Here is a 25,429-nt window from a genome sequence, read left to right on the forward strand (position 1 = left end):
AGGGTAAAAATATGTCTGTTGAATCCAGGAATGAAATACTCTCTGGCGAAAATGTTACATATGATGCGGAATATTATCGCAGGCACGGTTTTACGGATGTCAAAAATCTTATTTCCAGTGAGATGGTTGAACACCTGCGTGAAATTAACAGCCAGACCAAAAGCAACAGCGCCTTTGATTCTTTCAAGAGGAATACCTATAACGTTGCAATCGATGACGAAAAAGTGCAGGCATTTATTAAAAGCCCCGGATTTTCAAGATTTGTAACGAATCTGGGTTACAGTGATGTGGTCTTCACTGACGGAATTATTTTTGAGACAGATGCCAGCTCTGTCGGTTTCGACTGGCATATAGGCGTTACGAGTTTTAAATATATCTTCCCTGAAGACCGCGCATTTTCTGTGTGGATAGCGCTGGATGATGTTGATCCTGACGGGCAGGATGGGGGCATGAGCCTGCTTTCAACAGAAGCTTTTTCTGGCAGAGAATTTTATAAGCTTCAGTCCAGAGTAACGCGCTCACTGACAGAAGGTAAATATAAAATACCGGCAATATTCAAAACCGTTCTCGGCCCGCGATTCCGCACTGAACAGCAGAAAAAATTTAAGGAGCTTTATCCCTTTATTCAGGAGCAGTTCCCTCACCTTTTTAGCGAGTCACTGTATATCTCCGGCTTTGCGCGGAATCTTTTCGACAGTGAATCTGTTAAATACCGTCTCAGTCCCGGGGATGCAATAGCCTTTGATAAGGATGTGTTCCACAAAAGTAATAAATTTCTTTCCGGCCCCCAGCCTTCCCGCAGGTCGTTTGTGATGCGTTTTATAGACGTCAGCTCACGCTATAACAAAGTTAATTCTGACAAAACCGGGGGGGATGTATCCGTACTGGTAAACAGAATTGCTGACGGTGATGGCCAGAAGTTTAATACTGAACTCGGAACTGTAATCCGCACTCAGTCCGGAGGTCTGGCGTGACAGCGTATATCTATGAAATGGCCGGCAGCCGGTACGTAGAGACTGCGGGCGGAACAACGCTGGATGCCTATTATTCCGACAACTCAGAAAACGCACGTTCCTGCCCTGCAGTGAAATATGGCCTGATCCGAAGTGAATTCTTTCAGTTCAAAACGGATGTTCAGGCAGATATCACCTCCACTGAGGATGCCTATCTGCGGCTGTATCTGATTTCTTCACGCCGGTTCAGACCTAATGAGATCAACCTCACGGGAATTTTCGCTCACCTGCCAAACGTTGCATGGACGTCTGCCGGGCCGGTCCTTCCCGATCAGGTAGCACGGCTGCGGCACCTGGTTGCCGCCGAGCATCATCAGTTAACCGTCTTCAGCGTCGACAAGTTTCCGCGCATGGTTGACTATGTTGTTCCGACCGGCGTGCGTATCGCAGATGCTGACCGTGTCCGTCTCGGGGCCTATCTTTCAGAAGGCACGACCGTCATGCACGAGGGTTTTGTTAACTTCAACGCCGGAACCCTCGGGCAGTGCATGGTCGAAGGCCGGATCACGCCCGGTGTGACTGTTGGTCATGGCAGCGACGTCGGAGCGGGCGCCTCCATTATGGGAACGCTTTCCGGAGGCGGCAAGCAGACGAATTCCATCGGCCGTGATTCTCTTCTCGGTGCCAATGCCGGCATCGGTATTTCGCTCGGAGATTCCTGCATTGTGGAGGCCGGCCTTTACGTCACCTCCGGAACCAAGGTGACACTGCCTGACGGCAGTGTTGAGTATGCCCGTAACCTGTCAGGAAGGAACAACCTACTTTTCAGGCGAAACAGTCAGACCGGTACAGTGGAAGTGCTTAAAACAGACAGCAGCGTCTGGGGAGGTGTGAATGAACAGCTTCACCGGAACGACTGAGCAGGCGGCGTCTGACAGCAGGCCTGTTGCCCTGATTGCCGGGGCGACGGGAGGTGTAGGCCAGCAGTGTACGTTTGATTTGATTCGGGCGGGTTACCGGGTTGTCGCGTTAAGCCGGAGTGACACTAAGTTAGAAGATCTTTCCCGCCGGGCCCTGGAGGCAGGGCCTGCGGGAAGCCTGATAACGCTTCGTGCGGATATTACAGCCGCGCAGGCAGCACAGCATATCCGGCAAAACGTTGAGCGGAAGCTGGGGCGGCTGGATTTACTGCTGCTGTCTGCGGGGATCACGAGCAATAAAAGTACCGGTCTGAGCGACACAGAAGTTACGACGGTTATCTCTTCCAATCTTACCGGCCCGATGCTGCTTATTGATGAGCTTATTCCGCTACTGATGAAGGCGGAACAGCCTTACGTTGTGAGTGTGGCATCAAGAGCCGGCAAAACCGGATTTTCTGACAAGGGTCTTTACGGCGCATCTAAAGCAGGGCTGCTGCTCTACGTCCAGTCCCTGACAGCTGTCCCGGCCCTGAAGAAAATACGCTTTACTTCGCTGTGTCCCGGCTGGATCAACACGGACATGGCACGTACGGGAGGGTGCCGGTTGCCTGCTGAAGATCTCCTGCAGCCCGAAGATATATCCTCTCTGGTACTCTGGCTGACAGCGTCTTCACCCAAGGTAAGAATCGGTGAAATCATTATTGAACCTGCGCAGGTGAACAGATGAAACATGTTGTCATAGTGAATAACGCGGTGGTGAGTGGAATCGATCTGATCACCCGACTGCTGAACAGGGGCTATCGTGTAAGCCACATCCGCAACAAGGCTAATATCCGGCACTGGAACTCACCTCATAATGACGAAATATTTTCACGTATTCATGAGGTCGTTGACGTGCCGCGCACATCCTCGCCTGAATTCGTCCTTGCTGCTGTGACCGACTTAAATGACCGGTATCCGGTAACGGCAGTTGTCTGCCCGGATGACCGATCTCTCGAATCGGCGGCGAGCGCAGCAGAATCCCTGAATGTGCCTTTTGTGAGCAGTCAGGCGGCCCAGCTTGCCAGAAACAAACTGCGCATGCGGCAGAAAACCCAGGGCGTGGACCTGAACGCACCGTGGTTTTCACACGTCAGCGATTACAGAGAACTGGCCCGGCGGCTTGAGGATGTGCCCCTTCCCGCCATTGTTAAACCCGTGACTTCATCCGGCAGTAAGCTGACCTATATCATCAGGACGAAAAACGACATTGAGGGGCTGACCGGTAAAATTGAAGCGGAATTAACGCAGCTGCCTTCATCAGTCACAGATTATCTCTATCGCGGTTTTCTCATAGAGCAATACATGTCAGGCACCATGGTCTCTGTGGAGATTGGCCGGAGGGATAACACCTTTTATCCGTTTATGATCACCAGCAGGATCCGCAGTGCCGAGAATGACGTGATTGAACTCGGCAGTGTCATGCCTTCTTATCTGACCGGGGAGACCGAAACGTTGTGTTTTGATCTGGCGTCAAAAGCAATCGCTGAGATGGGGCTTGATTATGGCGTGTTTCATGTTGAACTTATGGTGACGGCACGCGGGCCTGCGATCATCGAAATTAACGGCAGAATCGGGAACGGCACGATCCCGATTCTGTACGACCTGGTGACGGGAGTCAGCCTTTTTGAACACCTCATTGATATCAGTCAGGGAAACGCGCCGGCATTACCCGGTGTAAAAAGCGGAAAGCGGGTCATGTCATATTTCTTCAAGGCCTTCCGATCCGGCACGGTTTCAGGCGAATTCACGCCCTCCCTCCCCGAGAAAATCAGGGATCATATCAGAACGCTGGAGTTCAGGATGAAGCCTGGTGAAGCTGTTGCGGAGGGGGATATTTTTGGCTGGGTGATATTAGAGGCTCCGGCGAATGATGCATGGACGGTACTTGAAGATATTATACGGTCAGTTGAAAAGCAGTCTTCACTCATTCTGAAGAAACCCAGTGTTTGATATCGGAAATAACCTGCTCAGCATGGATAAAAACGGCATTAAAAGGCGATTAATTTGAAGAATAAATATTTCCCTCTCTTTCTGTCTTCTTTCTTTCTTACCGTATCCAGAGGTGTCACTCTTCCATTTCTTGCCGTTTTTCTCACGACGCAGAGAGGATTTACGCCGGAAACAACGGGTTTAATTCTGACATGCGGAATTCTCTGTGGAATAGTGCTGACGTCTTTCTGCGGTAAACTTATCCTGTTCACAGGTAAAAAAGGTGCTGCTGCAGGTTCAATGGCTATGTTTACCCTGGGCTATACCGGCTTAGCTCTCTCTGAAAATATCTGGCTCATAGTCATGAGTTATACCCTTACGAATCTCGCCTATTCCGTATACAGCGTGATTGTAAAACTGGAGATATCCGAAACAGGTGAGTCCGAGAAAGCTCATCTTTATTCAGTCAATTATACTTTCATTAACATCGGCTGGGTGGCAGGTCCCGCGCTGGGAACGCTGCTGCTGCACATCAACGGCAGTCTCATATTCTGGATCTCGGCAGCCATCAGCATGACGCTGGCGCTGCTGTCTCCTTTTCTGTTCCGGTCTGCGCCTGCTGATGCTATGGTAAGCCGGCCGGTGGGAGTCCAGAGCAGGGAGACTCAGAGCCGGGCGGAGACATGGCGGTTTATAGTGATCATTTTCGGCGGCCTGTTATTTTCATTCTGCTACGGGCGGTTTTCCTCGAGCATTTCTCAGATCCTGATCGCAACGCTTTCCCCTGAAAAGACCTACAAAATCATAACGCTGATTCTGGTTACCAATGCAGTCTTTGTCATACTTTTTCAGATCCCTCTGGGGCGGCGTGTGAACACGGGCAGCCTGGCAGCCTTAAATGCTGCCGGCGCTGCCGGGCTGATAGCTGGCATTTTGATTTTCTCTCAGGCCGGGTCGTCCGGAATAATGTGGATTGCCGGCATGATTTTTTTCTCGCTTGGCGAAGTCCTGCTGAATCCTGTCCAGTATTTACTGGCCGACGGCTTAGGATACAGGCTTACCAGGGCGGGAGTGTTTTCGGTACAGACCCTGACCGGGATTGGCGGAGCCGTAAATCCGGCTGTAACCGGATGGTTCGTTGAGCGTTTCAGCCCGGCCTCTTTTTATTACGTAATGGCAGCCATAGCTGTGTGTGGCGGCTTACTGATTAATGCAGCAATTACTCAGGAGAGGGTCAATGAATAGTGTGCTTATTTTATCATGTGCTTTACTCCTGTTTGTTCCCGGTCCGACGAATATTCTTCTCTTTAATGCGGGTGCCAGGCAGGGATTTCGTCAATCCTACCTTTTAATGATTGCTGAATGGGGGGGGTATCTTTTCAGCATAACTTCCTGGTCAGCAGTGACTTTTATATTATTATCAGCGGGGAGTTCGGGGGTTAGTTTTTTCAGACTGCTATGTGCGGGCTATCTTTTTTTCCTGGCTTTCAAAATATGGCACTCAGAAATAAACACCACTGGTAACATATTTACCCCAGGTGCAATATTTTTAACAACGGTTATGAATCCGAAAGCGCTTATTTTTGCCTCCGTAGTATTTCCGGAAAACGTTGTGTCTTCCCCGGGAGGGTACACTATGGTTTTTCTCAATTTCACTGTCGCGGTTCTTACTGCTTCCGGATTCTGGATTTCACTGGGTGTAATGATAAAGCGCCGAAATAAAAACAGACGTATTGACCTTACAGTCAGATCGTTTTCGTCGCTGGCGCTGATGTCATTCGGTATTTTCATGTTATACAGCACATTTCAGCACCATCCGTTCACCTGAAAATGCTTTAGCAGGCTGGCACGCCCCGGCCTGCTGATTCAGATCTGCTGGCGGGTCTTATAGGTACCTGAACCCCACCGTTCCGATGATGAAGAAAGTCTGTCTGCCTGTTCTTTAATGCCCACAGGCAATAAACTGGCTTGCATGAAAAAGAAAGTGCTTCATGCTTGATAAACGAGTTTGAACGAAAAAAGAGATTAAAACCGGATTTATGAATTCATGCCGGTTTTACGTCTTATTCACTGCATTCTGCACGCCACTCATTTGTTAAAACTCCAGGATCCGGAAAAAGGTAAAGTCGGAACACACAAATACTGACGCACGGTTGTTTACTCATTACCACCTGCAATTTCATACCGTTATACTGTGAAAAAACAGGAGGCTGGCGTGAAACTGAAAATGCAGGAAATGAGACTGTTTAACCTCGTGTTTGAGAGCGATGCCGGCTGGATCCTCGATTTTTCCAACCGTAAGCTGTCGGCTTTTTTTGATGAAGAGCTGAACATAGATATTGATGATGAACGTTATCAGGAGGAAGGAACCTCAAAGGCCAAACGGGTCCGATGTCTGCTGAAGCAGGTGGATCGTGAGACCGCCCTGCGGGTTCTTGGTGCCCTCTGGCAGTACAAAATGGAGTCCATGCCTGAGCAGGCCGAACAAAGCCGTAATGACTATCTTGCACTCATTTCCCGTTTGGAAAATGCTGACACCGAGACAGCCAAAGGTGCCAGGCCTGCTCAGGTATGGAACGGTGTTGACTGGCCTTCACTGGTAGCCGAAATGAACGCGATGAAATCCCTGCCCCCCCATCCCCGGGGTTTCCGGTTTGAAACCTGGCTTGCTGAACTGTTCAGTACCTTTAAGCTTGCCCCCCGTTCGTCATTCCGTAATACGGGTGAACAGATTGACGGTAGCTTCCGGCTGAATGATGACTTTTACCTTATGGAAGCAAAGTGGCATCAAAACAGAACGCCGGCGTCAGATTTGCACGTATTCGAAGGGAAACTCAGCACCAAGGCAAAATGGGCCCGGGGAGTGTTCATTAGCTGGATGGGTTTTACTGATGAAGGTCTGACGGCCTTCGGTAAAGGAAAACGGGTTATCTGTGTTAGTGGTTATGATCTTTATCATTCACTCAGTCATGGTATCGCTCTGCCCGACCTGCTGGAAGCTAAGCTCCGGCATGCGGCTGAAACCGGGGAGCCTTATGCTGAGTTCGACAGGCTTTACACTCTTAAGGACAAAATACCCGGCACGCCGAAATAACCTGCCGGGTAATACGAGATATTACCCTTAAGAGAGTGGCTTACTTCGCCCAGTCTTCAAGTTTCAACCCCGGCACCCGCTCAAATTCCCGCGTGTTATTGGTGACAAGAATTGCCCCTGCTGCAATCGCATGACCGGCAATCGCCGTATCGTTCGGACCGATCGGCGTCCCGGCCAGCCGCAGCGCCACCTTAATTTCCGTAGTGGCATCTACCGCGGCGCGGTCCCAGGGCAGGATGGCATCGAGGCGGGCGCAGAACGCGTCAACCAGCTCAGTGTGGCGCGGGGAGGCCTTCGGGCCGGTGGCGCCGAAGCGCATCTCGGAGTAGGTGATGGCCGAGACCACGATACGCTGATTTCGCAGCACCGCCTGCGCCAGGCGCTGCAGTACGGCTTCCGGCTGTTCGCGCATGATGAACGAGCAGATGCAGGTGTCGAGCATGTAAATTTTGTTCACAGATCAAATCGCCCTTCGTCGCTGACAATGTCCTCGCGCTCCGCCAGAAAGTCCGGATCAGCCTTTTCCAGGCTGGCGAACGAACCCCAGGTCGGCCGGGCGGGACGGAGGATGATGCAGTCCCCTTCCCGGACAATCTCCAGCTCGCTGACGCCTTCAAAGTCCATATCCCGGGGCAGACGAATAGCGCGGTTATTGCCATTTTTAAACACAGATACAGTTCGCATGATTACTCCTTCCGGTCGGGGTTCCGACACCGTGCCGTTTCCGGCCTAATATTGCAGTCACAATGGTCGTGCATGTGTTGAGTATATACAGATATCATGGGGATGCATAGGCTTAGTATATGCAGATGCATGACATATGTGTTTTGATCAACTTAGTTTCACCTCACTTTTCAGCTTAGATCCGTAAAAAGGCAGAACTGGATCTCCGAATCTCAGTGGCGACTTTCTGCGCAGCTTACTACATATAGTGCCTCCTGCAGCTGGTAAGCATACAAGATATGGGATAAAGGCGGCTGCCGGATCCTGCACCGCCGGGCTTTTCCCCGCCCCGCCGCCGTGCTGTGCTTCCGGTTACTGCCATATCGGGAAAAATTCGGATCATGCTGAGATAGGCTTAAGATTATTGCGGAATGAAACAGTTTCACTTGAAAATAATTTGGTATTTCAAATCATGCATACTAATTGACTCATAATGAATACACTGATACTTAATACCCTTTTAATTTTACGCAAACTGTACTTTCCGTTCAGTCTGGTGTCACTTGTCTGCAAACAAAAGAAAGGTTGAATCATGGCGAAAATTCAGGCCCGTAACGTGGACGATGCGCTCTATCAGCGCATCGAGCAGTCAGCAATGAAAAACGAACGATCACTGGAAGGAGAAATACGGACTGCGCTGCGGGAGTATTATCAGCCGGTCGTCAGTGAAGGGCCTGCGATGTCAGAACGGGAACGCTGGCAGTACGAAACGGGCAAGCGACTGAAGTGGCTGTTTGACCGGCTGATGGCGGACAATTATTTCCGTACGTTCGGACGTGCGGATAAAGCAGGGGTCCCTGAACTCGTCCAGCTGGCACGGCAGCTGGATACGTCGCCCGGCCTTCTGATGGATATCATGGAGGGGAATGAGGAACTGCCGTTCTGTCTTGCCGATGCGATCGCCGAAAAATTTGGATCCTCCGCTGAATGGTTGCTGGGCAACAGTGGTTCGCCATTCACCGTTACCCGAATAGGCAGCAGCGGATACACTCAGTTTTTACTGCCCGAGAACGTTGGTAATTACACATTTGAACTAATCCGTATTAGCACGGGACGCCATGCCGGCACCCTGATCATTCTGCGAACCGATGAGAACACTGGCCGCACCGAACTCGCTGTAATAACAGAAGCTTTTTACCTGTGCGCGGGTATGGGGGCGGGCGGACACACTAACCTGAAGCGTTTCCTATTGTTCCTCAAAACAAAAAGTGCGCACTTTGGAGTGAATACGTTTGATTTTGAGCCAGAGCAGCCGGACTTTGATTTCTGGTCTGTCATTGGTCACCATCATCCGGTCTGGTTCCAGGATGCAAACAGGCGTTCAACGGCGCGCTGGCTACAGCAGATATTTATCGGTGACGATCCGGCGGACTGGTTTAAAGGATGGGAAACAGATCTTAAAGAAATCAGTAATACGCCATTCGGCGAGGACAGCAGCAATGCGGGTGGGTTGACTTCAGAATGAATTCAGCTGTAATAAAAATTCGGTGTGCGGGTTACTTTGTTCTGGACTGATACCTGCAGCTGAAGCGGCAACGAATGAAATGACGCGGCTTGAGGCGGCCTATCCGCCAGGGAGCGTGGTGATTTGCCGCCAGGATTTGCCAGGTGATGGTATGGCGCGCCTGCCGACCCGGCTGGAAGTCCGCGGGACAGTTCTCAGCCGGAAAGCAGACCTGGCCACCGGACAGGGTATCGCAACATGGACAACCCGTGGCAGCGACACTCCCGCTCTGACACTGACGTTTGCGGGCACGCAGAGAAAATGCGGGTCGGGATACTATTCGCGAATCGATCCTGACAGTATGGTTGTCTCAATGCCAGTAGCAGGGCCGGAAGGCGAAAAAACCGTCCTTGAGGGTATGCGTCAGCGTCTGCCTGCAGGTGAAGAATTTGCACCCTTCAGCCAGACATAAATTACGGATTTCCATTCCTATGTGGTCCGGAAACCTGACGATCCGCCGAGTTATTGCCATAAAAAAAGCAGGAATGACCATGTCATTACCCTCCCTTTATCCGCAGGCATCTGCCACACAGTTGCCGGTTGCCATAGACTATCCAGCCGCGCTGGCGCTGCGCCAGATGGCCGCGCAGCATGATGAATACCCGCAGTACCTGCTGGCCCCGGAGGTGAGCGCCCTTCTCCATTACGTGCCTTTTCTGCACCGCAAAATGCTTTTACCACCCTCTGGAATACGGGCGCGCACATTAACGAAGCGCTGGCGCTGACCAAGGGGATTTTTGCCTGGCACCGCCCTACCTTTATGTGCAGCTGGCCACGCTGAAACAGCGTGGTGAAAAAGCCGTATGCGGCCCGGCCGCGCGCCTGCCGGTATAATACTGCATTGCCTGATTCCGCTATCCGATCAGCAGTACGTGGCCCAGCAAGAGCTGATGGTCTCCACACCGAAATTCCCGCTTGGGCACTTCAATTCGGAGACCGACCACAACGATAAAGATCAGGCTCTGGGCCATGACAGATAGGACAGGGCACATCTGGCTGACTTAACTGCCCTCAACCGATGACGCCGATGGCTAAAGTAAAATATATCCTGCCCCTACTGCTGATCCTCGCCCTGGCCGCCTGGTGGTTTATCCCACACGACAGTGAGGAAGATAAGGCGTATTACGTCGCGGTGTTGTGCGCGATTGATCATGATAGTAAGCAGCCCCTCGACCGGCAGATGCAGAACGTCATTGAAGGCGGCAACTCTGATTATGCGCTGCAAAAAATCACTTATAAATCGGGGCTGGGCCGCAGCGTGATTGCTCGCTGGCAGCAACTGACACCTGATGAACAGCAGCGCGCCGTGCAGGATAATCTTCTCTGCCAGCAACTGCTGAAGCGCTGATTTCTGACGGGCGTGTTCATATCGTTATTCATATGATTTCGCGCTGGTCATCATTATGGCCGCGCCCGTCCTGGCTTATCCCTACACATCTGAAATTAAAGTGTTTTTTGTCTACGACTAACAGGTAAGCGGGCTTATGAATCACTGATAACCTGATGCCGGAAGAATATGGGCTGATGGCTGAGAATCCGGAAATCTCAAAAATTGAGTGAAACTAAAACGGGGATGCTGACAGTGGCACTTACGTCCATAAGCTTTCATTATGAAAAAGCCCGCATTAGCGGGCCCTGAGCGTCATTTCAGTATGTTGTATCTGTAGAGCAAATTTCCGAAATCCTGTTTCATGCTAACGAAAAGAAGAATCTGGATAGTATTGTCCACGAAATCGTACAGAACACGATACTCTCCTTCAACATCAAGACGTTCGCGTAACAAAAGCCCGCGCTCTGAAAGATAAGCATTGTAGCGATACCTTTCAGGATCCTGACTGATATTGTCGACTGAATCCATGAGTAGATTATCGACAAATGCAGCCGCTTGCTGCGCCCCAACTGTTCCGCTCTTATAGGACTCAATGTCCTTGAGACACTGTTCAGCCAGAGGCGCGATTACCAGCTGATATTGTTCTGACACTCAAAGCCTCTCTATTATTTTCTTGCGGCACGTAACCTTCCCAGAACGTCTTCAGGGGTCATGCCTTTGCCATCAGCGACTTCCTTTTTAGCTTGCAAGGCCAGCTTGAAAAGGGCGTTTATGTTTCTTTCCTGCTCGATCTCTCTAATCTCAGCCTGACGCTCAGCAGCAGTCTGGATGAAGAGTTCAGAGACGCCGTTTTTTGTTACGTATACTCCTCCTTCGAAGGCGGCAGCATTTCCGAGACTGTCTCTGGCAAGCTTCTGGGACATGGTTTGATTTGAGTTCATACATGATTTCCGATTAGACAGGACGGGTAAAATCAAAGGGATTGCCGGTAGAGCCATCCAGATTTCATCGTTGATTAAAAAATTTCACAGACCGTAAGATTTGAACTGCCCCTCTCTTTTCCGAGGGTCATAGGATGAATATAACCTACGAGTGAAATCGTGTACATATTTATCCACCCTATCCACGTTACTGAATCTGGATGGCAAGGCATCGTCCTGATAGGTTTAAAATCAGAAGGTAGTCATGCTATTCAATGTATTGTATATAGCACGCAACACAGGCCCGGCGTTGATGTCTGAAATCGACTGAAATCGACTGAAATCGTCAAAAGATCGCCTTAACCACCAGCAATCACCTCTTCTGCCTATTGCCGATTTGTTAACACAACCCGCTATCGACTCTCAGCCTGCTTTAATGCCAGTAGCCTGTATGGTATGAAATCACTTAAAATAGGAAAATATGACGATGCCAGAACGCAAAAATTATCCGCAACTGGGCGAAGTAAAAGCGCCTTATGTCCACGCAGTGAAACATGGCGTGACGCTGTATGTCTCTGGGCTGACCGCTTTCGGTACGGCGGCTCAGCAGGGAAATATGGCTGAACAGGCAGAGGCTATTTTTGATCAACTCAGGGCGGTTGCCGCAGCTGAGCATACGTCGCTCGCAGCGCTGCTGAAGGTCACGATATTCATCACCTCTTTCACAGAGATCACCGCGCTGCGGGAAGTGCTTTATCGCAACTTCGGCGAGCATCTGCCCGCCAGCTCGCTGGTACAGGTCAGCGGACTTTTCTCCGCTGACCTGCGCATAGAGATAGAAGCCATTTTTGCCCTGTGAGTAGAAAGCAGCGACATTCCCGATGCTAGAGTTGCAGATCCGCGGCGGCTGCACCCCGTGCCAGATAACCGATCCGATAGACTTCCTGCTCGCCAGCGGGGCGCTGGTGTGAAGCGTTAACGTCTACTCCCTGCCAGCGGCTCACATCCCAGGCGCTGATCCCTGTTGTTACCGGCAGTGTCGTAAGGTCTGAATGCGGTGGAATCGTCCAGCGGTTCAGCGTTATAAAGCGGGCATCGGCCAGATCCGGCATGTGGGTCTGCCCCTCAAGCGCCAGCCAGCTTTCGATGATCGGCCAGCCAAAATCCCTGACCAGCGTCGCAAAGCCAGGACTTTGCAGGAAACGCTGCATACCACTCGCCTCCCGCCAGAAATAGAGCGGCGCATAACGGTTTTCATTCTGTCCGTCATCATCACGGCAGGTGTAGAGATACGCCTTGGCCACCAGCCCTGGAAAGCCATCAAGCCGGGCTCCGTTCAGACTGATGCGCTGTTCAATGATGCCCATGTCGTAGTCAGCGGGCAGGGTAAAACGGTAGTGCATGATAATCATAACGCCTCCTGTGCCAGCATCCTGCCGCCGCTAAAGCTCCACTCTTCGGTGCTGTTAAACTGAATGATGATCATCACGTCGTCAGGATCGATCGCCATCTCCGCCTGAAGCGTCGTACAAAGTGAATGATAAAACCGTTGCTTCTGTTGCCGGGTTCGCGGTCGGCCTGCTGTCACCTGAAACAGCACGAAATTGTCGCTACGCCCGCCGCTGAGATAGTGACGATCAAATACCCGCTGTCCGGCGGGCAGCATCTCAATCACCTGAAAGCAATCATGCTCAGGAACGTCAAATTCCGCGACCAGCGCCTGCTGAAGCAGCGTGGAGATGTGATGCAGAGCCGCCTCGCTGTAGCCCTGACGCAGCGTAATTCGGGTAAAGGGCATCAGTAATTATCCTCCAGATAACCCAGCGCGGTGACGGCGGCGGGCCAGCCTGCGTAAAACGCCAGATGGGTGAAGCTCTCCACCAGTTCATCCTGCGTCAGCCCATTTTGTCGGGCGAAATCGATGTGCCACGGCAGCTGCTGGACCCGCCCCAGCGCGGTTAACGTTGCCAGTGTCAGCAGGCTGCGTTCACGCGTTGACAGCAGTTCGCGCTGCCAGATATCGCCAAACAGCACCTGCTGTGTCAGTTCGGCCAGTTTTGGCGCGCGCTGCGCCAGTGTTTCCCGATCAAGCGATTTTTTCATTGCACACTCCTCAGTGGTGAGACAGAGTGTCACTCAGGCCTTCAATCCTGAAAATCAAATTAATCAGCTATTACCATCCATAATTACAGGACAATAATGAACAAGGTACCGGAGTCCCTCGATATGGATGCGCTGCGCAGTTTCGTCGCTGGCATTGATGCCGGCAGCTTTGCCCTGGCGGCACAGCATCTGTGTCGGTCTGCCTCGGCCGTGAGTGCGCAGCTTAAGAAACTGGAGCAGCAATGCGGCACGGCGCTGGTGATGAAAAAAGGGCGTCATGTGCAGCTGACCCGCAGCGGTGAACAGCTGATGAGTTACGCCAGACGCCTGCTGTCGCTGAACGATGAGACATTGCGGGCAGTGAAAGGCGAAGCGTTGCAGGGCGAAATACGCATCGGGATGCAGGAGGATTTTGGCGAGGCATTGATGCCGGCCATTCTCGGCGCGTTCAACCGGCAGCATCCGGATGTGATGCTGACCGCACGCGTCGACAGAAATCTGCCGCTGCTTACGGCGCTGGCCCGTCATGAGCTGGACCTGGCGCTGCTGTGGCAGGCAGAGCAGCAGGCTGGCACGCAGTTAATTGGTCAGTGTCCGTTAGCCTGGATACAGCATCCGGCGTTTGATCTGGCGGGATATCTGCAGCGCGGCGAGCCGCTGCCGCTGGTGGCATTCGATGCGCCGTGTGTCATGCGATCGCGCGCCATCGAGGCGCTGGATAAGGCAGGTATTCCGTGGCGGGTAGTGTTCACCAGCCACAGTCTTAGCGGGATCTGGGCGGCATTACAGGCCGGGCTGGGCATCACCCTGCGCACCCGCGCCGGGTTGCCGGAGACGCTGGTGATTGAATCACACCGGCTGCCAATGCCCGGCTATCTGGGTATCGCGCTCGCCCGCTCCGATCAGGGTGACGATCCGGCGCGAGCACTCTTGCAGCATCTGATCACGCAAGCCGCCCTGCCCTTTGTTCAGCGCTGACTACTGTCTGAAATGCCCGCTGAACCAGAGACGAACAGTATTCTGCTGAGATGTCGCGGTCGCCGAACAGAATATGAAACATCACCGGCGCCACGACCACATCGATGATGCGATCAACGTCAAAGCCTGATTCGCCGCGTGCCTCGGCCCGACTTTTCAGTGTTTCAAGATGCTGATAGGTAAACCCACAGCATTTCTGGCTCGCCACTTCAGCCTGACTTCCTATCACATCAGCCAGAAGCTCACGACCGACTTTGGACGACATCTCTTCAGCATACTGCTGGATGAACGCGGTAAGATCGCCGGCCGTCGATCCGGTATCTTCCGGTTCTGCAATGGGCCGCATCCGTGCCACGGCCACATCCGCCAGCAACTGGGACAGATCGCCCCAGCGCCGATAGATCGTGGAAGGTGTCACACCCGCCTGTTCGGCGATCATCGGCACTGTAATAGCTGAACGATCAAGCGTTTCAAGCAACCGGTTAACGGTGTTATGCACTTCCGCCTGAATACGTGCGCTGCGCCCACCCTGCCGAATCATCTCCCTCGCCATCTCTTTCTCCCGCTTTTATCAGCCTCAACGTCATGGTTAAAGCAACGAAGTTGCATTAACAGATAGCGGCAGTGTACCGCATCTCAGGCTGAGCAGGCGCTAATGTGTGCTATCGGACGATTGAGAATCAAGGCTGCAGTTTACTCAGGACAGATTTAACCGGCTCGGCGGTGAGATGTGACGAACGGTTATCTGATGCGCCTATCCATAAAAGACTGACTGCCATAACTGCTGAAATAAAAATTGTACGAATATCCATAAAGCCTCCCCTGATTAAGGTGGCTAAAGTAATCCACACAGCGGAGTATTAATCGCGGGATAAGAGAGGGTTTAAAGGGACTTTGCGCGAAAAGGTGGCGCAGATTTCGCCACGCCTGAATCACAAACGGGAAAGATCAAACTTATGCGGTAACGATGTTGCCAGCCGCAAGCCAGTCACGTCGTGTCAGGGTGTACATCAGGCTGGGAGGCAACCCCTCAGGATCGTCGACCTTTTTCAAAAAGGTCAGGCCCGCTTTTTCCAGTACCCGCCGCGAAGCCAGATGGTTTTCGCGCGTCGCCCCCGTAATGATGCTCAGCCCGGCCTCTTCGAATCCGTAGCGAATGGCTCTGCGGGAAAGCTCGGTAGCATACCCTTTTCCCCAGGCAGCAGGCTCAAACCGGTAACCAAGATTATTCGTCTGACGACCGTCAAACTGGCTTCTGAAAACACCGCCAAAGCCGATAATTTTATCCGGATGGGCTTTCTCAAATATCGTCCAGTCGCCAAAACCCTGTTCCTGATAGCTCTGTAATATGCGCTCTATGGCCTGAATGCCATACGTTCTGTCGGGCCATGGACCTCGCGGGTTAAATTTATGCGTTTCGGGGTCGCCATAGATTCTGAAGAGGTCGTCAAGATCCTCACGAAGAGTATATCTGTAGAGCAGCCGCTCTGATTCCCAAACCATCCTGCGCTCCTTGTGGGTGCTGAATAAGCAATCTTTACTCTTTATATCAGCAACTTCTGCTGTCACCAACTCTGTTAATACTCTTAACGAACGGCGGCTAATTTCAGTGCGCAAGTCGCGGTTTTCGTGCTCATCTGATTGCAGAAAATGGACCTCTCATCAGAGGCTGTCACTACGTTGTGTTGTGCTTCTGATATTGGTAAAGGGTGGAAAGAGGTTGCCGCCCCAGGTAATAAGCTGTTTTCGCGGCGGGAAGACGGATTCACCTGGGGCGATTGCCATAAAGGGTGGCGCACGGGTTCTGAATACGCTGCATGGGTGTTAAAGTGCTGCTTAAACTGGCGCGTCGGGTCTGTGTAGTCTCACCTTCAGCGTTATGAGGATCTGAATAGTGAAAGGAAAGTGCAAAAATGTCTGAACAGAGCAGCATTATCACTGAACTTACCGAACTTGAAGGTCTTTACGGCACGGTCGCCCGGCCCTCTGTCGCTAAAGAGACGGATCATATTCATCCCGCCTATCGTCCGTTTATCGCCGCCTCGCCTTTTGTGGCGCTGGCAACGTCGGGGCCCGAGGGACTGGATGTTTCACCGCGCGGCGATCCGGCCGGATTTATCGAAATCGAAGATGACAAGACCCTGTTATTACCCGACAGACGCGGCAATAACCGCATCGACAGCCTGCGCAACATTCTGCATGACAATCGGGTAGCGCTGCTTTTTCTCATCCCTGGCATTGGCGAGACGTTGCGCGTGAACGGCACGGCAGCAATCAGCACCGACCCGGCGCTGCTTGAGCGCTTTGCCATCAACAATCAGCTGCCAAAAACCGTATTGCGCATCACTGTGGAGAGCGTTTTCTTTCAGTGCAGCCGGGCGATTATTCGCTCCGGATTATGGGATGCCGAAACGCAGATCTCACGGCAGTCGCTGCCCAGCACCGGTTCGATCCTCAAACAGATTGCAGAGATTGATGGCGATGCCTACGACAAAGCGCTGCCTGAGCGATTGAAGAACTCACTTTATTAATCGCCGTTCAGGGCCTGGAGGCTTAACTTCCTCCAGCGTGCTGATGAGTGAAGTACTTATACTTTCGGAGCGGAGATCACAGTGCGCCTGCAGTCACGCCTCTAAGCGCAAACTGCGATAGCGTTACGCAAAGCTCTCCAGTATCTGCTTTGCATGCAGGTAGTCGTAAGAGGTCACTTCAATTTTATTATTACTGAGATCGCTGAAATAGACGGACATCGACACGTCGTGGTCACTGACGCTGAAAGGGATTTTATTCTTACGGAGTACAGGCATAAGTTCGTTGAAAAATGATGCTGCCACCCCGAAAGCCACCGTATGGCCTGGTGGCTGAGATTTTCGCAGGAAAAGAGAGAGTGATGCCCTGTTATTTCTTATGACCAGCGGCCCACCCTGTTCAAACCAGAAGTACAGGGAAGGGTCGCGTTCAAAGCCCAGGATCTCGTTGTACCACTTTTCTGCCTGTTCAATATTTTCAACGTAGAGATGGATATGATCGATCTCAGCTATCTTCATCATCTGGCTCCCTGATTGTTATTAACAGTGAGACTCGCCGAAATATTATTGATAAACAACCCGCAAAGCACATAACAACACGTATCAGGAAACGGACAGAGAAGAGCGCAGGAAAGCGGCCCGGAGAGACAAAGCGCAGGCGAAGGGAGAGCGGATGTGAGTTAGCATAAACGAGCCCCATTTGGGGTTGTAACGCTTGCATCAGGTCACACGATCACAATATGGACCAGACCTTTATGCTTTCCAGGAATTTATAATTATTAAGTTTTAACTTTCAGCCAGTGTTGATTTACCGCGGGTCGATAAGGTCTACGACCAAAGACAATATTTCATCCATAACATGTGGCTCAACGGTGGCGGCATAGCTTGCCCTGAGCGCAGTCAGGTCAAGCGAGCGCACCTGATAGCACAGCGCCACGCCGGTCACTTTGCCGGTATCTGTGCTGTTACCGTCCAGATAAACGGTCACGCCCTGTGAGCGTGATGCGCCGCCGCCACTTGTTACCGGCACGCAAACTGCCGTTCCCAAAGCCGCAACCAACTCCCGTTGCGAGATAACAAGGTAATAATGCGGCCCTTTAAACTCTCGCCCTTCAACCGGATCGCCATTAACGTGCCAGATTTCGCCTTTCTGCGGCACTCTCCTTGAAACCATCAGATATGCTCCCTGCCCTGCGTCGCGTCGTTCAGCCCGTCCGCGGCCTCTTCGTTATACTGTTGAATTTCCTGCTGATCGATACCGGCCAGCAACTGAGCAACTGTGCGGCGACCGCGTGGTACACGCGTTACCGGCACAATATTCACGGATTCGCCTTCTGCGGTGACGTCCAGCTCAATGCCAACAGTCCAGCCCGCTCTGGCAGCAATCTCGCTGGGGATAGTCAGCACGACCGCCCCGCCCTGCTGACGAAGTCTTGTTGAAGCCATATCTCCTCCCATGTGTGACTTAGTAACACAAACCTTACCACAGGGTGACACTAAGTCACACAGCAAAATAGGTTAAAGCAAAGATATTGCATTAAGGCACAGATAGCCGTATACCTTATTAAAAGCTAATACTTTGCATTAAGGTAATTTCATGAACCCCACATTGACGCCTCAGGCTGCTGCCCGCACCACGCTTTTCAGTTTTACCGGTGCGGCGCTGATCTCCGCCACCAGCAGTGCGCCAACGCCGCTCTACCCACTTTATCGCAGCCTGTTCCATTTGACGCCGACCATGCTGACGCTGATCTTTGGTGCCTATGCTTTCGCGTTGCTGGCCGCGCTGCTGACGGTCGGTAAAGTGTCCGACTATACCGGCCGCCGCCCGCTGATGCTGCTGGCGCTGGCGATCAATGCGGTCGCGCTGGTGATCTTTATGTCTGCCAACTCTGCCACCACCTTAATCGCCGCCCGGCTGGTGCAGGGCTTTGCAACCGGTATTGCCTTACCGACCTTTGGTGCCAGCCTGATTGACGCCAGTAAAACCCGTGGGCCACTGCTGAACTCATTCACCGCCTTTCTGGGGATGACGCTGGGCACGCTGGCGGGCGGCATACTGGTCACCTTTGCGCCCTTTCCCACGGTGACGCTTTACGCGCTGCTGCTGATACTGATGCTGGTTGCCATGGCGCTGTTGCCGCTAATACCAGAAACCATTGCGCCTCAGCCGGGTGTTCTGGCCGCACTGCGACCTCAGGTCAGCATACCGCGACGCGCGCTGGGCCCGCTGTTAATGGTGACGCCGGTTAATATCGCAACCTGGATGCTGGGCGGATTTTACCTTTCACTGATGCCCTCAATGGTGGCGAACGCAACCGGCCTGACCTCGCCTTTTATCGGCGGCTCGATTGTGGCGACGCTGATGCTGAGCGCAACGGCAGCAGTATTTCTCTTTCGCCCGTTACCGCCTGCGCGGGCATTAGTTATCGGTACGCTGATGCTGATAGCGGGCGTCAGCGTCACTCTTGCGGGCCTTTCTCTGCACAGCGTGGCCTGGCTCTATCTCGGCACTGCCATTGCGGGTCAGGGATTTGGATCGATTTTCTCCAGCGTGCTGAAGATCATTATGCAGTTAGCTGAAAGTCATGAACGCGCCGGACTGTTCTCCGCCTTTTTAATCAAAAGCTATCTCGCCTTTGCCCTGCCTGCGATTGCCGCCGGAATGGCAGCGCCCCATATCGGGCTGAACCAGACCGCCTGGTTCTATGGCATGACTATTATCGTGCTGGCACTGGTGTCGCTGCTGGCGATCAGAGGTCGCGCTTTAGCCGGAGCGGCCAGTTAATAAACCCGCCCGACGCGGCCAGATATCTGCCGCGTCATCCACAAACGGCAATTTTCACTTACACTCAACGGATTAATTTCAGGCGCAGTTGCTGCGTGATACCGTGAGTATGATGTCGAAATCCCATTCTGATGCGGTTTTAGCCCGGTTTTCATCCGCCACACGACGCTGGTTTTCTGCCACCTTTGCTGCACCCACGCCGGTGCAGCAGGCGGCATGGCAGGCGATAGCCAGCGGAGAGCATGCGCTGGTGATCGCCCCGACCGGTTCAGGGAAGACGCTGGCGGCCTTCCTCACCGCCATCGACACGCTGTTTCAGTTCCGAACCGCGCAGCCCTCACCTGCACGTGAAACGACCACCCGCATACTCTATATTTCACCGGTTAAAGCGCTGGCCGCGGACGTACAGCGCAACCTTAATCTGCCGCTGGCAGGCGTTTACGCTGAGCGGCAGGCGCTGAATGAGCCAGAGATCACTCTGAATATCGGAATGCGATCCGGCGATACGCCCGATGCAGAGCGCGCCAGGCTGGTGCGCCGCCCGCCCGATATCCTGATCACTACGCCCGAGTCACTGTTTCTGATGCTGACCTCAAAAGCGCGAACGACACTGCAGGGCGTGGCCACGGTCATCGTCGATGAGGTGCATGCGGTGGCGGGAACAAAGCGGGGTTCCCAGCTGGCGCTGAGCCTGGAGCGGCTGGATGCGCTGCTGCCACAGCCCGCCCAGCGTATCGGGCTTTCCGCCACGGTACGACCGGTTGAGCGGGTGGCCGCCTTCCTTGGCGGCTGTCAGCCCGTTCAGGTCGTTAATCCGGCCGCCGATCGGACGCTGCACCTGACCATCGAGGTTCCGGTCGAAGATATGACCGATATCGCCAGCCCCGATGACCTGACCGGGGAAGCCACCTCTGCCAGCGGTTCGATCTGGCCGCACATTGAAGCGCGCATTCTGCAGCAGGTCATGTCCCATCGCGCCACGCTGGTGTTTGTGAATTCGCGTGGCCTGGCGGAAAAGCTGACTGCGCGGCTCAATGCGCGTTATCTGGCGCAGCAGACAGCCGCTGGCGATCGGGATGCAGAACCGGACGACAGTGACGATCTTATTGCCCGCTCGCACCACGGGTCCGTCTCGAAGGAGCAGCGAGGCGAGATTGAAGCCGCATTGAAGCTGGGCAGACTGCGCTGCGTAGTGGCGACTTCCAGTCTGGAACTTGGCATTGATATGGGACCGGTGGATCTGGTGATCCAAGTGGGCGCACCGCTTTCAGTGGCCAGTGCACTGCAGCGCGTGGGACGCGCCGGACATCAGGTTGGCGGCGTATCAACCGGCATCCTGTTTCCGCGCACCCGGCGCGATCTGCTGGATTCGGCCGTCATATTGCAGTCGATGCGTGCGGGCCAGCTCGATGCGCTGGCTCCGCCGCGTAACCCGCTCGATATTCTGGCGCAGCAAACCCTGGCGGCCGTCGCAATGGATCCCTTACAGGTCGATGATTGGTATGCGCAGGTCTGTCGGGCCGATCCGTTTCGCACTCTGTCGCGTCGGCTGTTTGATGCCACGCTCGATATGCTGGCGGGTAAGTTTCCCTCAGACGCTTTTGCTCAGCTGCGGCCGCAGCTGGTGTGGGATCGTCAGAGCGGATTGCTGACGCCGCGACCCGGCGCTCAGCATCTGGCCGTGACCAGCGGCGGCACCATTCCCGATCGCGGCATGTTCAGCGTCATCCTGCCGGAAGGCGAAGAGCAGGCTGGCTCACGTCGTGTCGGCGAACTGGATGAAGAGATGGTCTATGAGTCGCGGGTCAATGACATTATTACCCTGGGCGCAACGTCGTGGCGGATTCAGCAGATTACCCACGACCAGGTACTGGTGGTGCCTGCGCCAGGCCGTCCGGCTCGTCTGCCTTTCTGGCGCGGAGAAGGTGTGGGCCGCTCGGCCGAATCGGGTGCCAGCCTCGGGCTGTTTCTGCGTCATCTGAGTGCGGCTTCACCGGTAGACGCGCAGGAGCAGTTGCGCGCGCTGGGGCTGGATGCCCGCGCAGTCACGAATCTGCTGGCTTTGCTGGCTGAACAACGCGCCGTCACCAGCGTACTGCCGGACGATCGCACGTTGCTGATTGAACGCTGCCGTGACGAAATCGGCGACTGGCGGATGATCCTGCATTCGCCCTGGGGAAAGCGGGTCAATGCGCCCTGGGCGCTGGCGATTGCCGCCCGAATCCAGCAACGCCTGGGCATTGATGCTTCTGTTGCGGCCAGCGATGACGGCATCGTGGCCCGCTTTCCCGCCAGTGAGGGAGTATTACCCGGCGCTGACCTGTTTATGTTCGACGCCGACCAGTTGACCCGGGAGGTCACTGAGAGTGTCGGTCAGTCGGCGCTGTTTGCCGCCCGCTTCCGTGAATGTGCCTCACGCGCTCTGCTGCTGCCGAGGCGTAATCCGGGCAAACGTTCGCCGCTCTGGCAGCAGCGGCTGCGCGCCGGTCAGTTGCTGGAAGTTGCACGACAGTATGACGATTTCCCCATCCTTATCGAAACCGCACGCGAATGTCTGCAGGATGTCTACGATCTGCCTGCCCTGCACCAGCTGATGGAACAGATGGCACAGGGAAAGGTAAAGCTGGTCGAGGTGACGACCGAACAGCCCTCCCCTTTTGCCGCGCCGCTGCTGTTTGGCTATGTTGCAGAGTTTATTTACGCCAGCGACGCCCCCCTGGCAGAACGGCGCGCCTCACTGCTGGCGCTCGACAGTAACCTGCTGGGTGAGCTGCTCGGCCAGACCAGCAAGCGTGATTTGCTGGCACCTGACGTCGTTGAGCAGGTTGAACAGGAACTGCAGCGCATCGATTCCCGCTATCAGGCGCAGCACACCGAAGGCATTATCGATCTGCTGCGCGATCTTGGCCCGCTCCCGGTTGCCGGTATTGCGGCACGTTTCAGTGGCAACGCCCAGCAGATCGCGGAAGCCATAACGCAGTTCGCGGCCGCGCAGCGAATGATTACGGTCACCCTTGCCGGTGAAGAGCGCTGGGCGATCATTGAAGATGCAGCCCGCCTGCGCGATGCACTGGCCGTTGTACTGCCTGACGATCTGCCCGGAACATTTCTGGAGCCGCAGGCCGATCCGCTCCGCGATCTCATTAACCGCTACGCCCGTACCCATACCCTGTTCACCGCCCGACAGCTGGCCACGCATTTTGGTCTGGGTGTGGCCATTGTGAATGAGGTGCTGCTTTCCCTGCATCAGCAGGGCAACCTGCTCAATATGGGTTCGCCAGAGGGCGCATCGGATACGGAGTGGGTTTCCACAGAGATCTTCAAACGGTTACGCTTACGTTCACTGCAATCAGCACGTGAAGCAACCCGGCCTGTTCCACCTGCCGCCTGGATCAACCTGCTGCTGGAGCGTCACGGTGTGCTTAACACGCAGCGTGAAGAGCATCACGGGGTTAACGGGCTGTTGCGGGTAGTTGAGCAACTTGCGGGCGTGCCGCTACCGGCCTCGCTGTGGGAGTCACAAATCCTGCGCGCCAGGATAGCCGACTATCAGCCCGCGATGCTCGATGAACTGTTAGCCAGTGGCGAGGTTACCTGGTGCGGACATAAAGCGCTGGGTCAGAATGATGGGTTGATTTCGCTGCACCTCACGGAATATGCCGCTGAAACACTGCCGGTGATTGACACCACACAGCCTCTGACGCCGATTCAGCAGGCGACTCTCGACGCATTGAGCCGGGGTGGCTCGTGGTTTGTTCATGAGATCATGGCACAGATGGACGAGGCAGAGACGCAAACCACCGACATTTATGCTGCCCTGTGGCAACTGGTGTGGCAGGGCTATGTCACTGCCGATAGCTGGATTGCGGTGCGTGGGCTGCTGACCACGCCAGGCGCGACCCGTTCACGTCCCGCGCGTTCCCTGCGCACCCGTTTTGGTCAGCGCTTCACCCCGGGCGCACTTTCTGCACGCCGACCGGCGGTCAACACGCTGGCTGGTCGCTGGTCGCGGGTTAACCGACAGGAGGTTGCTCCTGCCCGGCTGGCCCTGTCGCTGGTGGAAAATCTTCTCGACCGTTATGGGGTGATCAGCCGTGGTAGCGCGATATCGGAGCAGATCCCCGGAGGATTCCCGGCGTTACAGCCGGTATTACGCAGCATGGAAGATGCCGGACGGCTGCTGCGTGGCCGGTTTGTCGCTGGTGCGGGCGGCGCGCAGTTTGCCTACCATAACACCATTGAGCGGCTGCGGGAGCTGGCAGAAAAGCCGCTGACCGCGACAGAGGCGGTGGCGCTGGCCGCACCGGACCCGGCGAATCCATTTGGCGCGTTACTGAGCTGGCCGCTCCACGCCAGCGGCATCCGCCCGACCCGCCGTCAGGGGGGACGCGTGGTGATTGCAGGCGGCGCGCTGGTGCTTTATCTGACGCCGGGAGGCAAAGAGTTGCTGACATTCATCGACGATGCCGCGCTGCAGCAGGTCGCGGTGGCGGCGCTGGGCCTGGCACTGAAGCGTGAAAAGCCCGCGAGTTTCACGCTTGAGAAGGTAGATGGTGAACCGGTTTCGCAGTCACCGCTGCTTAACGCGTTGCGACATGCCGGATTTTCACGGGTGCCACAGGGGTTTAGCTGGTATAGCTGAGTTGTTTTCGCGCCCGTTTTTTTCGCGCACAAAGTCGATAAATGCCTGAAGCGGGGCGGGGATCAGGCGGCGATCGTTGTAATAGAGCCACGGACCGGAGAAAGTCAGCCACCAGGGTTGCAGCAGCGGTTCCAGCCTGCCGCTGTCAAGGGCTGGCCTGAGCCACTCATCAAACAGATATATCACGCCGCTTCCGGCGATGGCCGCCTCCACCGCCAGATCCATTGCGCCACCGACCGAAACCACCAGCGGCCCGCTGGTTTCAACGCTGATCTCTTCGCCCTCGTGGCTGAAGGTCCAGTCAGCCATGATGCCGCTGGCATAACGGCCACGCAGACAGCGATGATGGATCAGATCGCGCGGATGTTCCGGTCGGCCATGTTCTGCCAGATAAGCCGGAGAAGCCGCCAGCGCGAACCGTTGCTGTCTGGGGCCAATGGGCATCGCCACCATATCCTGCTCCAGCCGCTCATCATAACGAATCCCGGCGTCACAACCGTCACGAAAGACATCCTGCACGCTGCTCTCCGCCACAATTTCCAGCCGGATGTCGGGATAACGCTGCAAAAATTCCGGCACCAGCGCGGGCAGCACCTGCCGGGTTGCACTGACCGGCACATTCAGCCGCAGCGTGCCACCAGGGGTGTTACGGTAGCGATTCACCGCATCCAGCGCGGCGTTAACTTCATTGATCGCGGGCAGCAGACGTTCCATCAGCGCCCTGCCTGCTTCGGTTAACACCACGGTGCGAGTGGTGCGGTGAAACAGACGAATGCCCAGCTGCTGTTCCGCCCGTCGTACCGCATCGCTCAGGCGTGACGCATTGCTGCCGGTGACGCGTGCCGCTTCCCGAAATCCTCCCGCTTTTGCCACCGCCACGACGGCATCCAGCAGCGCCATATCGATCGCCATTGTGCATCACCCCGTACAGTCTGTCCTGATTTCACCGGATAGTTGCACAGCTGAATCACCGTT

General features: G+C 54.4%; 29 protein-coding genes and 1 pseudogene. 16 read left to right on the top strand and 14 right to left on the bottom strand.

All coding sequences use genetic code 11. The features are described 5' to 3' along the window. Positions 1-11 precede the first annotated feature (11 nt). The 7 genes from NR195_RS01505 to NR195_RS01535 all read left to right on the top strand — a co-directional run bounded on the left by NR195_RS01505 (position 12) and on the right by NR195_RS01535 (position 6,938). On the top strand, positions 12-974 hold the full coding sequence (locus NR195_RS01505; protein ID WP_256843957.1) for a phytanoyl-CoA dioxygenase family protein: 963 nt from the start codon (positions 12-14) through the stop codon (positions 972-974). Further along, positions 971-1,873, top strand: coding sequence for a DapH/DapD/GlmU-related protein (locus NR195_RS01510; RefSeq protein ID WP_256843958.1), 903 nt, complete (start codon positions 971-973; stop codon positions 1,871-1,873). Before NR195_RS01505 ends, NR195_RS01510 begins: the two co-directional genes overlap by 4 nt. Beyond that, entirely contained in the window at positions 1,848-2,600 is a 753-nt protein-coding gene (locus tag NR195_RS01515) for an SDR family NAD(P)-dependent oxidoreductase (protein WP_256843959.1), read from the top strand. Before NR195_RS01510 ends, NR195_RS01515 begins: the two co-directional genes overlap by 26 nt. After that, entirely contained in the window at positions 2,597-3,865 is a 1,269-nt protein-coding gene (locus NR195_RS01520; protein ID WP_256843960.1) for an acetyl-CoA carboxylase biotin carboxylase subunit family protein, read from the top strand. The genes NR195_RS01515 and NR195_RS01520 overlap by 4 nt, the downstream gene beginning before the upstream one ends. A 54-nt stretch (positions 3,866-3,919) precedes the next feature. Next, on the top strand, positions 3,920-5,089 hold the full coding sequence (locus NR195_RS01525) for an MFS transporter (protein WP_256843961.1): 1,170 nt from the start codon (positions 3,920-3,922) through the stop codon (positions 5,087-5,089). Further along, a complete protein-coding gene (locus tag NR195_RS01530) occupies positions 5,082-5,672 on the top strand; it encodes a LysE family translocator (RefSeq protein ID WP_256843962.1) in 591 nt (196 codons plus the stop codon). The genes NR195_RS01525 and NR195_RS01530 overlap by 8 nt, the downstream gene beginning before the upstream one ends. 387 nt (positions 5,673-6,059) lie before the next feature. Further along, complete coding sequence (locus NR195_RS01535) at positions 6,060-6,938, top strand: restriction endonuclease (RefSeq protein WP_256843963.1); 879 nt, start codon at positions 6,060-6,062, stop codon at positions 6,936-6,938. 40 nt (positions 6,939-6,978) lie between these two features. On the opposite strand, the gene NR195_RS01540 is transcribed toward NR195_RS01535, so the two are convergent. Then, entirely contained in the window at positions 6,979-7,395 is a 417-nt protein-coding gene (locus NR195_RS01540) for a type II toxin-antitoxin system VapC family toxin (RefSeq protein WP_163641100.1), read from the bottom strand. Beyond that, entirely contained in the window at positions 7,392-7,622 is a 231-nt protein-coding gene (vapB, locus tag NR195_RS01545) for a type II toxin-antitoxin system VapB family antitoxin (RefSeq protein WP_163641098.1), read from the bottom strand. The genes NR195_RS01540 and vapB overlap by 4 nt, the downstream gene beginning before the upstream one ends. 571 nt (positions 7,623-8,193) lie before the next feature. Between vapB and NR195_RS01550 the strand changes: the two genes are divergently transcribed. The 4 genes and pseudogenes from NR195_RS01550 (at position 8,194) to NR195_RS01565 (ending at position 10,513) form a co-directional block, all read left to right on the top strand. Further along, the gene (locus NR195_RS01550; RefSeq protein ID WP_256843964.1) at positions 8,194-9,126 is read left to right on the top strand and encodes a hypothetical protein; all 933 of its coding nucleotides are present in this window, start codon (positions 8,194-8,196) and stop codon (positions 9,124-9,126) included. Between the two features lie 79 nt (positions 9,127-9,205). Further along, the gene (locus NR195_RS01555) at positions 9,206-9,577 is read left to right on the top strand and encodes a hypothetical protein (protein WP_256843965.1); all 372 of its coding nucleotides are present in this window, start codon (positions 9,206-9,208) and stop codon (positions 9,575-9,577) included. Between the two features lie 73 nt (positions 9,578-9,650). Continuing rightward, positions 9,651-10,164, top strand: a pseudogene (locus NR195_RS01560) (phage integrase family protein); the annotation flags it as partial. A gap of 28 nt (positions 10,165-10,192) precedes the next feature. Next, a complete protein-coding gene (locus NR195_RS01565) occupies positions 10,193-10,513 on the top strand; it encodes a hypothetical protein (RefSeq protein ID WP_052271311.1) in 321 nt (106 codons plus the stop codon). 294 nt (positions 10,514-10,807) lie between these two features. Here NR195_RS01565 and NR195_RS01570 read toward each other — a convergent pair whose 3' ends face one another. Further along, positions 10,808-11,146, bottom strand: a complete 339-nt coding sequence (locus NR195_RS01570; RefSeq protein WP_010246865.1) for a type II toxin-antitoxin system RelE/ParE family toxin — start codon at positions 11,144-11,146, stop codon at positions 10,808-10,810. Positions 11,147-11,160: 14 nt separating this feature from the next. Further along, positions 11,161-11,436: a hypothetical protein gene (locus NR195_RS01575; RefSeq protein WP_010246864.1), complete on the bottom strand. Its 276-nt coding sequence runs from the start codon at positions 11,434-11,436 to the stop codon at positions 11,161-11,163. 460 nt (positions 11,437-11,896) lie between these two features. On the opposite strand from NR195_RS01575, the gene NR195_RS01580 reads away from it, so the two are divergent. After that, positions 11,897-12,274: a RidA family protein gene (locus tag NR195_RS01580; RefSeq protein ID WP_256843966.1), complete on the top strand. Its 378-nt coding sequence runs from the start codon at positions 11,897-11,899 to the stop codon at positions 12,272-12,274. Between the two features lie 25 nt (positions 12,275-12,299). Here NR195_RS01580 and NR195_RS01585 read toward each other — a convergent pair whose 3' ends face one another. From NR195_RS01585 to NR195_RS01595, 3 genes are read right to left on the bottom strand one after another with little or no spacing between them, the layout of a single operon-like run. After that, positions 12,300-12,827 (bottom strand): DUF4865 family protein, encoded by a 528-nt coding sequence (locus tag NR195_RS01585; protein ID WP_033768760.1) that lies wholly within the window; start codon positions 12,825-12,827, stop codon positions 12,300-12,302. Beyond that, positions 12,824-13,213 (bottom strand): tautomerase family protein, encoded by a 390-nt coding sequence (locus NR195_RS01590; protein ID WP_182504868.1) that lies wholly within the window; start codon positions 13,211-13,213, stop codon positions 12,824-12,826. Before NR195_RS01590 ends, NR195_RS01585 begins: the two co-directional genes overlap by 4 nt. Next, a complete protein-coding gene (locus tag NR195_RS01595) occupies positions 13,213-13,518 on the bottom strand; it encodes a carboxymuconolactone decarboxylase family protein (protein ID WP_256843967.1) in 306 nt (101 codons plus the stop codon). Before NR195_RS01595 ends, NR195_RS01590 begins: the two co-directional genes overlap by 1 nt. A gap of 96 nt (positions 13,519-13,614) precedes the next feature. Between NR195_RS01595 and NR195_RS01600 the strand changes: the two genes are divergently transcribed. Next, positions 13,615-14,496, top strand: a complete 882-nt coding sequence (locus NR195_RS01600) for a LysR substrate-binding domain-containing protein (RefSeq protein ID WP_089414710.1) — start codon at positions 13,615-13,617, stop codon at positions 14,494-14,496. Here NR195_RS01600 and NR195_RS01605 read toward each other — a convergent pair. From NR195_RS01605 to NR195_RS01615, 3 genes are all read right to left on the bottom strand, one after another. Next, the gene (locus NR195_RS01605; RefSeq protein ID WP_124890711.1) at positions 14,462-15,049 is read right to left on the bottom strand and encodes a TetR/AcrR family transcriptional regulator; all 588 of its coding nucleotides are present in this window, start codon (positions 15,047-15,049) and stop codon (positions 14,462-14,464) included. The genes NR195_RS01600 and NR195_RS01605 overlap by 35 nt on opposite strands. 127 nt (positions 15,050-15,176) lie before the next feature. Next, positions 15,177-15,308, bottom strand: coding sequence for a hypothetical protein (locus NR195_RS01610; RefSeq protein WP_010670579.1), 132 nt, complete (start codon positions 15,306-15,308; stop codon positions 15,177-15,179). Positions 15,309-15,450: 142 nt separating this feature from the next. Continuing rightward, a complete protein-coding gene (locus tag NR195_RS01615) occupies positions 15,451-15,999 on the bottom strand; it encodes a GNAT family N-acetyltransferase (protein WP_256843968.1) in 549 nt (182 codons plus the stop codon). 410 nt (positions 16,000-16,409) lie between these two features. On the opposite strand from NR195_RS01615, the gene NR195_RS01620 reads away from it, so the two are divergent. Then, positions 16,410-17,027 carry a pyridoxamine 5'-phosphate oxidase family protein gene (locus NR195_RS01620; protein WP_010246855.1) on the top strand — a complete coding sequence of 206 codons (618 nt, stop codon included), beginning with the start codon at positions 16,410-16,412 and terminating at the stop codon, positions 17,025-17,027. Between the two features lie 123 nt (positions 17,028-17,150). Here the strand turns inward: NR195_RS01620 and NR195_RS01625 are convergent, their stop codons facing one another. The 3 genes from NR195_RS01625 to NR195_RS01635 form a co-directional block, all read right to left on the bottom strand. Further along, on the bottom strand, positions 17,151-17,543 hold the full coding sequence (locus NR195_RS01625) for a VOC family protein (protein WP_010246853.1): 393 nt from the start codon (positions 17,541-17,543) through the stop codon (positions 17,151-17,153). A 289-nt stretch (positions 17,544-17,832) separates the two neighbouring features. After that, positions 17,833-18,198, bottom strand: a complete 366-nt coding sequence (locus tag NR195_RS01630) for a type II toxin-antitoxin system PemK/MazF family toxin (RefSeq protein WP_256843969.1) — start codon at positions 18,196-18,198, stop codon at positions 17,833-17,835. Next, positions 18,198-18,470: an antitoxin gene (locus NR195_RS01635; protein WP_033773606.1), complete on the bottom strand. Its 273-nt coding sequence runs from the start codon at positions 18,468-18,470 to the stop codon at positions 18,198-18,200. Before NR195_RS01635 ends, NR195_RS01630 begins: the two co-directional genes overlap by 1 nt. Before the next feature lie 151 nt (positions 18,471-18,621). Between NR195_RS01635 and NR195_RS01640 the strand changes: the two genes are divergently transcribed. Both NR195_RS01640 and NR195_RS01645 read left to right on the top strand, forming a co-directional pair. After that, on the top strand, positions 18,622-19,812 hold the full coding sequence (locus NR195_RS01640) for an MFS transporter (protein ID WP_132499236.1): 1,191 nt from the start codon (positions 18,622-18,624) through the stop codon (positions 19,810-19,812). Positions 19,813-19,921: 109 nt separating this feature from the next. Next, positions 19,922-24,454 (top strand): ATP-dependent helicase, encoded by a 4,533-nt coding sequence (locus NR195_RS01645; protein WP_256843970.1) that lies wholly within the window; start codon positions 19,922-19,924, stop codon positions 24,452-24,454. Here NR195_RS01645 and NR195_RS01650 read toward each other — a convergent pair. Next, the gene (locus tag NR195_RS01650; RefSeq protein ID WP_256843971.1) at positions 24,419-25,366 is read right to left on the bottom strand and encodes a LysR family transcriptional regulator; all 948 of its coding nucleotides are present in this window, start codon (positions 25,364-25,366) and stop codon (positions 24,419-24,421) included. The two genes, NR195_RS01645 and NR195_RS01650, sit on opposite strands and share 36 nt — an antisense overlap. Positions 25,367-25,429: the final 63 nt, after the last annotated feature.

The organism is Pantoea sp. Ft-CA_14 (genome assembly GCF_024520875.1).
Classification (GTDB): domain Bacteria; phylum Pseudomonadota; class Gammaproteobacteria; order Enterobacterales; family Enterobacteriaceae; genus Pantoea; species Pantoea agglomerans.

What these genes read in the sequence shown, in the direction of transcription:
- NR195_RS01520 (WP_256843960.1), top strand. Translation starts at nt 2,597, where the DNA reads ATGAAACATGTTGTCATAGTGAATAACGCGGTGGTGAGTGGAATCGAT.
- NR195_RS01575 (WP_010246864.1), bottom strand. Translation starts at nt 11,436, where the DNA reads ATGAACTCAAATCAAACCATGTCCCAGAAGCTTGCCAGAGACAGTCTC.
- vapB (WP_163641098.1), bottom strand. Translation starts at nt 7,622, where the DNA reads ATGCGAACTGTATCTGTGTTTAAAAATGGCAATAACCGCGCTATTCGT.
- NR195_RS01505 (WP_256843957.1), top strand. Translation starts at nt 12, where the DNA reads ATGTCTGTTGAATCCAGGAATGAAATACTCTCTGGCGAAAATGTTACA.
- NR195_RS01635 (WP_033773606.1), bottom strand. Translation starts at nt 18,470, where the DNA reads ATGGCTTCAACAAGACTTCGTCAGCAGGGCGGGGCGGTCGTGCTGACT.
- NR195_RS01640 (WP_132499236.1), top strand. Translation starts at nt 18,622, where the DNA reads ATGAACCCCACATTGACGCCTCAGGCTGCTGCCCGCACCACGCTTTTC.
- NR195_RS01565 (WP_052271311.1), top strand. Translation starts at nt 10,193, where the DNA reads ATGGCTAAAGTAAAATATATCCTGCCCCTACTGCTGATCCTCGCCCTG.
- NR195_RS01645 (WP_256843970.1), top strand. Translation starts at nt 19,922, where the DNA reads ATGATGTCGAAATCCCATTCTGATGCGGTTTTAGCCCGGTTTTCATCC.
- NR195_RS01605 (WP_124890711.1), bottom strand. Translation starts at nt 15,049, where the DNA reads ATGGCGAGGGAGATGATTCGGCAGGGTGGGCGCAGCGCACGTATTCAG.
- NR195_RS01555 (WP_256843965.1), top strand. Translation starts at nt 9,206, where the DNA reads ATGACGCGGCTTGAGGCGGCCTATCCGCCAGGGAGCGTGGTGATTTGC.
- NR195_RS01530 (WP_256843962.1), top strand. Translation starts at nt 5,082, where the DNA reads ATGAATAGTGTGCTTATTTTATCATGTGCTTTACTCCTGTTTGTTCCC.
- NR195_RS01650 (WP_256843971.1), bottom strand. Translation starts at nt 25,366, where the DNA reads ATGGCGATCGATATGGCGCTGCTGGATGCCGTCGTGGCGGTGGCAAAA.
- NR195_RS01620 (WP_010246855.1), top strand. Translation starts at nt 16,410, where the DNA reads ATGTCTGAACAGAGCAGCATTATCACTGAACTTACCGAACTTGAAGGT.
- NR195_RS01585 (WP_033768760.1), bottom strand. Translation starts at nt 12,827, where the DNA reads ATGATTATCATGCACTACCGTTTTACCCTGCCCGCTGACTACGACATG.
- NR195_RS01625 (WP_010246853.1), bottom strand. Translation starts at nt 17,543, where the DNA reads ATGAAGATAGCTGAGATCGATCATATCCATCTCTACGTTGAAAATATT.
- NR195_RS01630 (WP_256843969.1), bottom strand. Translation starts at nt 18,198, where the DNA reads ATGGTTTCAAGGAGAGTGCCGCAGAAAGGCGAAATCTGGCACGTTAAT.
- NR195_RS01600 (WP_089414710.1), top strand. Translation starts at nt 13,615, where the DNA reads ATGAACAAGGTACCGGAGTCCCTCGATATGGATGCGCTGCGCAGTTTC.
- NR195_RS01550 (WP_256843964.1), top strand. Translation starts at nt 8,194, where the DNA reads ATGGCGAAAATTCAGGCCCGTAACGTGGACGATGCGCTCTATCAGCGC.
- NR195_RS01515 (WP_256843959.1), top strand. Translation starts at nt 1,848, where the DNA reads ATGAACAGCTTCACCGGAACGACTGAGCAGGCGGCGTCTGACAGCAGG.
- NR195_RS01580 (WP_256843966.1), top strand. Translation starts at nt 11,897, where the DNA reads ATGACGATGCCAGAACGCAAAAATTATCCGCAACTGGGCGAAGTAAAA.
- NR195_RS01610 (WP_010670579.1), bottom strand. Translation starts at nt 15,308, where the DNA reads ATGGATATTCGTACAATTTTTATTTCAGCAGTTATGGCAGTCAGTCTT.
- NR195_RS01590 (WP_182504868.1), bottom strand. Translation starts at nt 13,213, where the DNA reads ATGCCCTTTACCCGAATTACGCTGCGTCAGGGCTACAGCGAGGCGGCT.
- NR195_RS01615 (WP_256843968.1), bottom strand. Translation starts at nt 15,999, where the DNA reads ATGGTTTGGGAATCAGAGCGGCTGCTCTACAGATATACTCTTCGTGAG.
- NR195_RS01595 (WP_256843967.1), bottom strand. Translation starts at nt 13,518, where the DNA reads ATGAAAAAATCGCTTGATCGGGAAACACTGGCGCAGCGCGCGCCAAAA.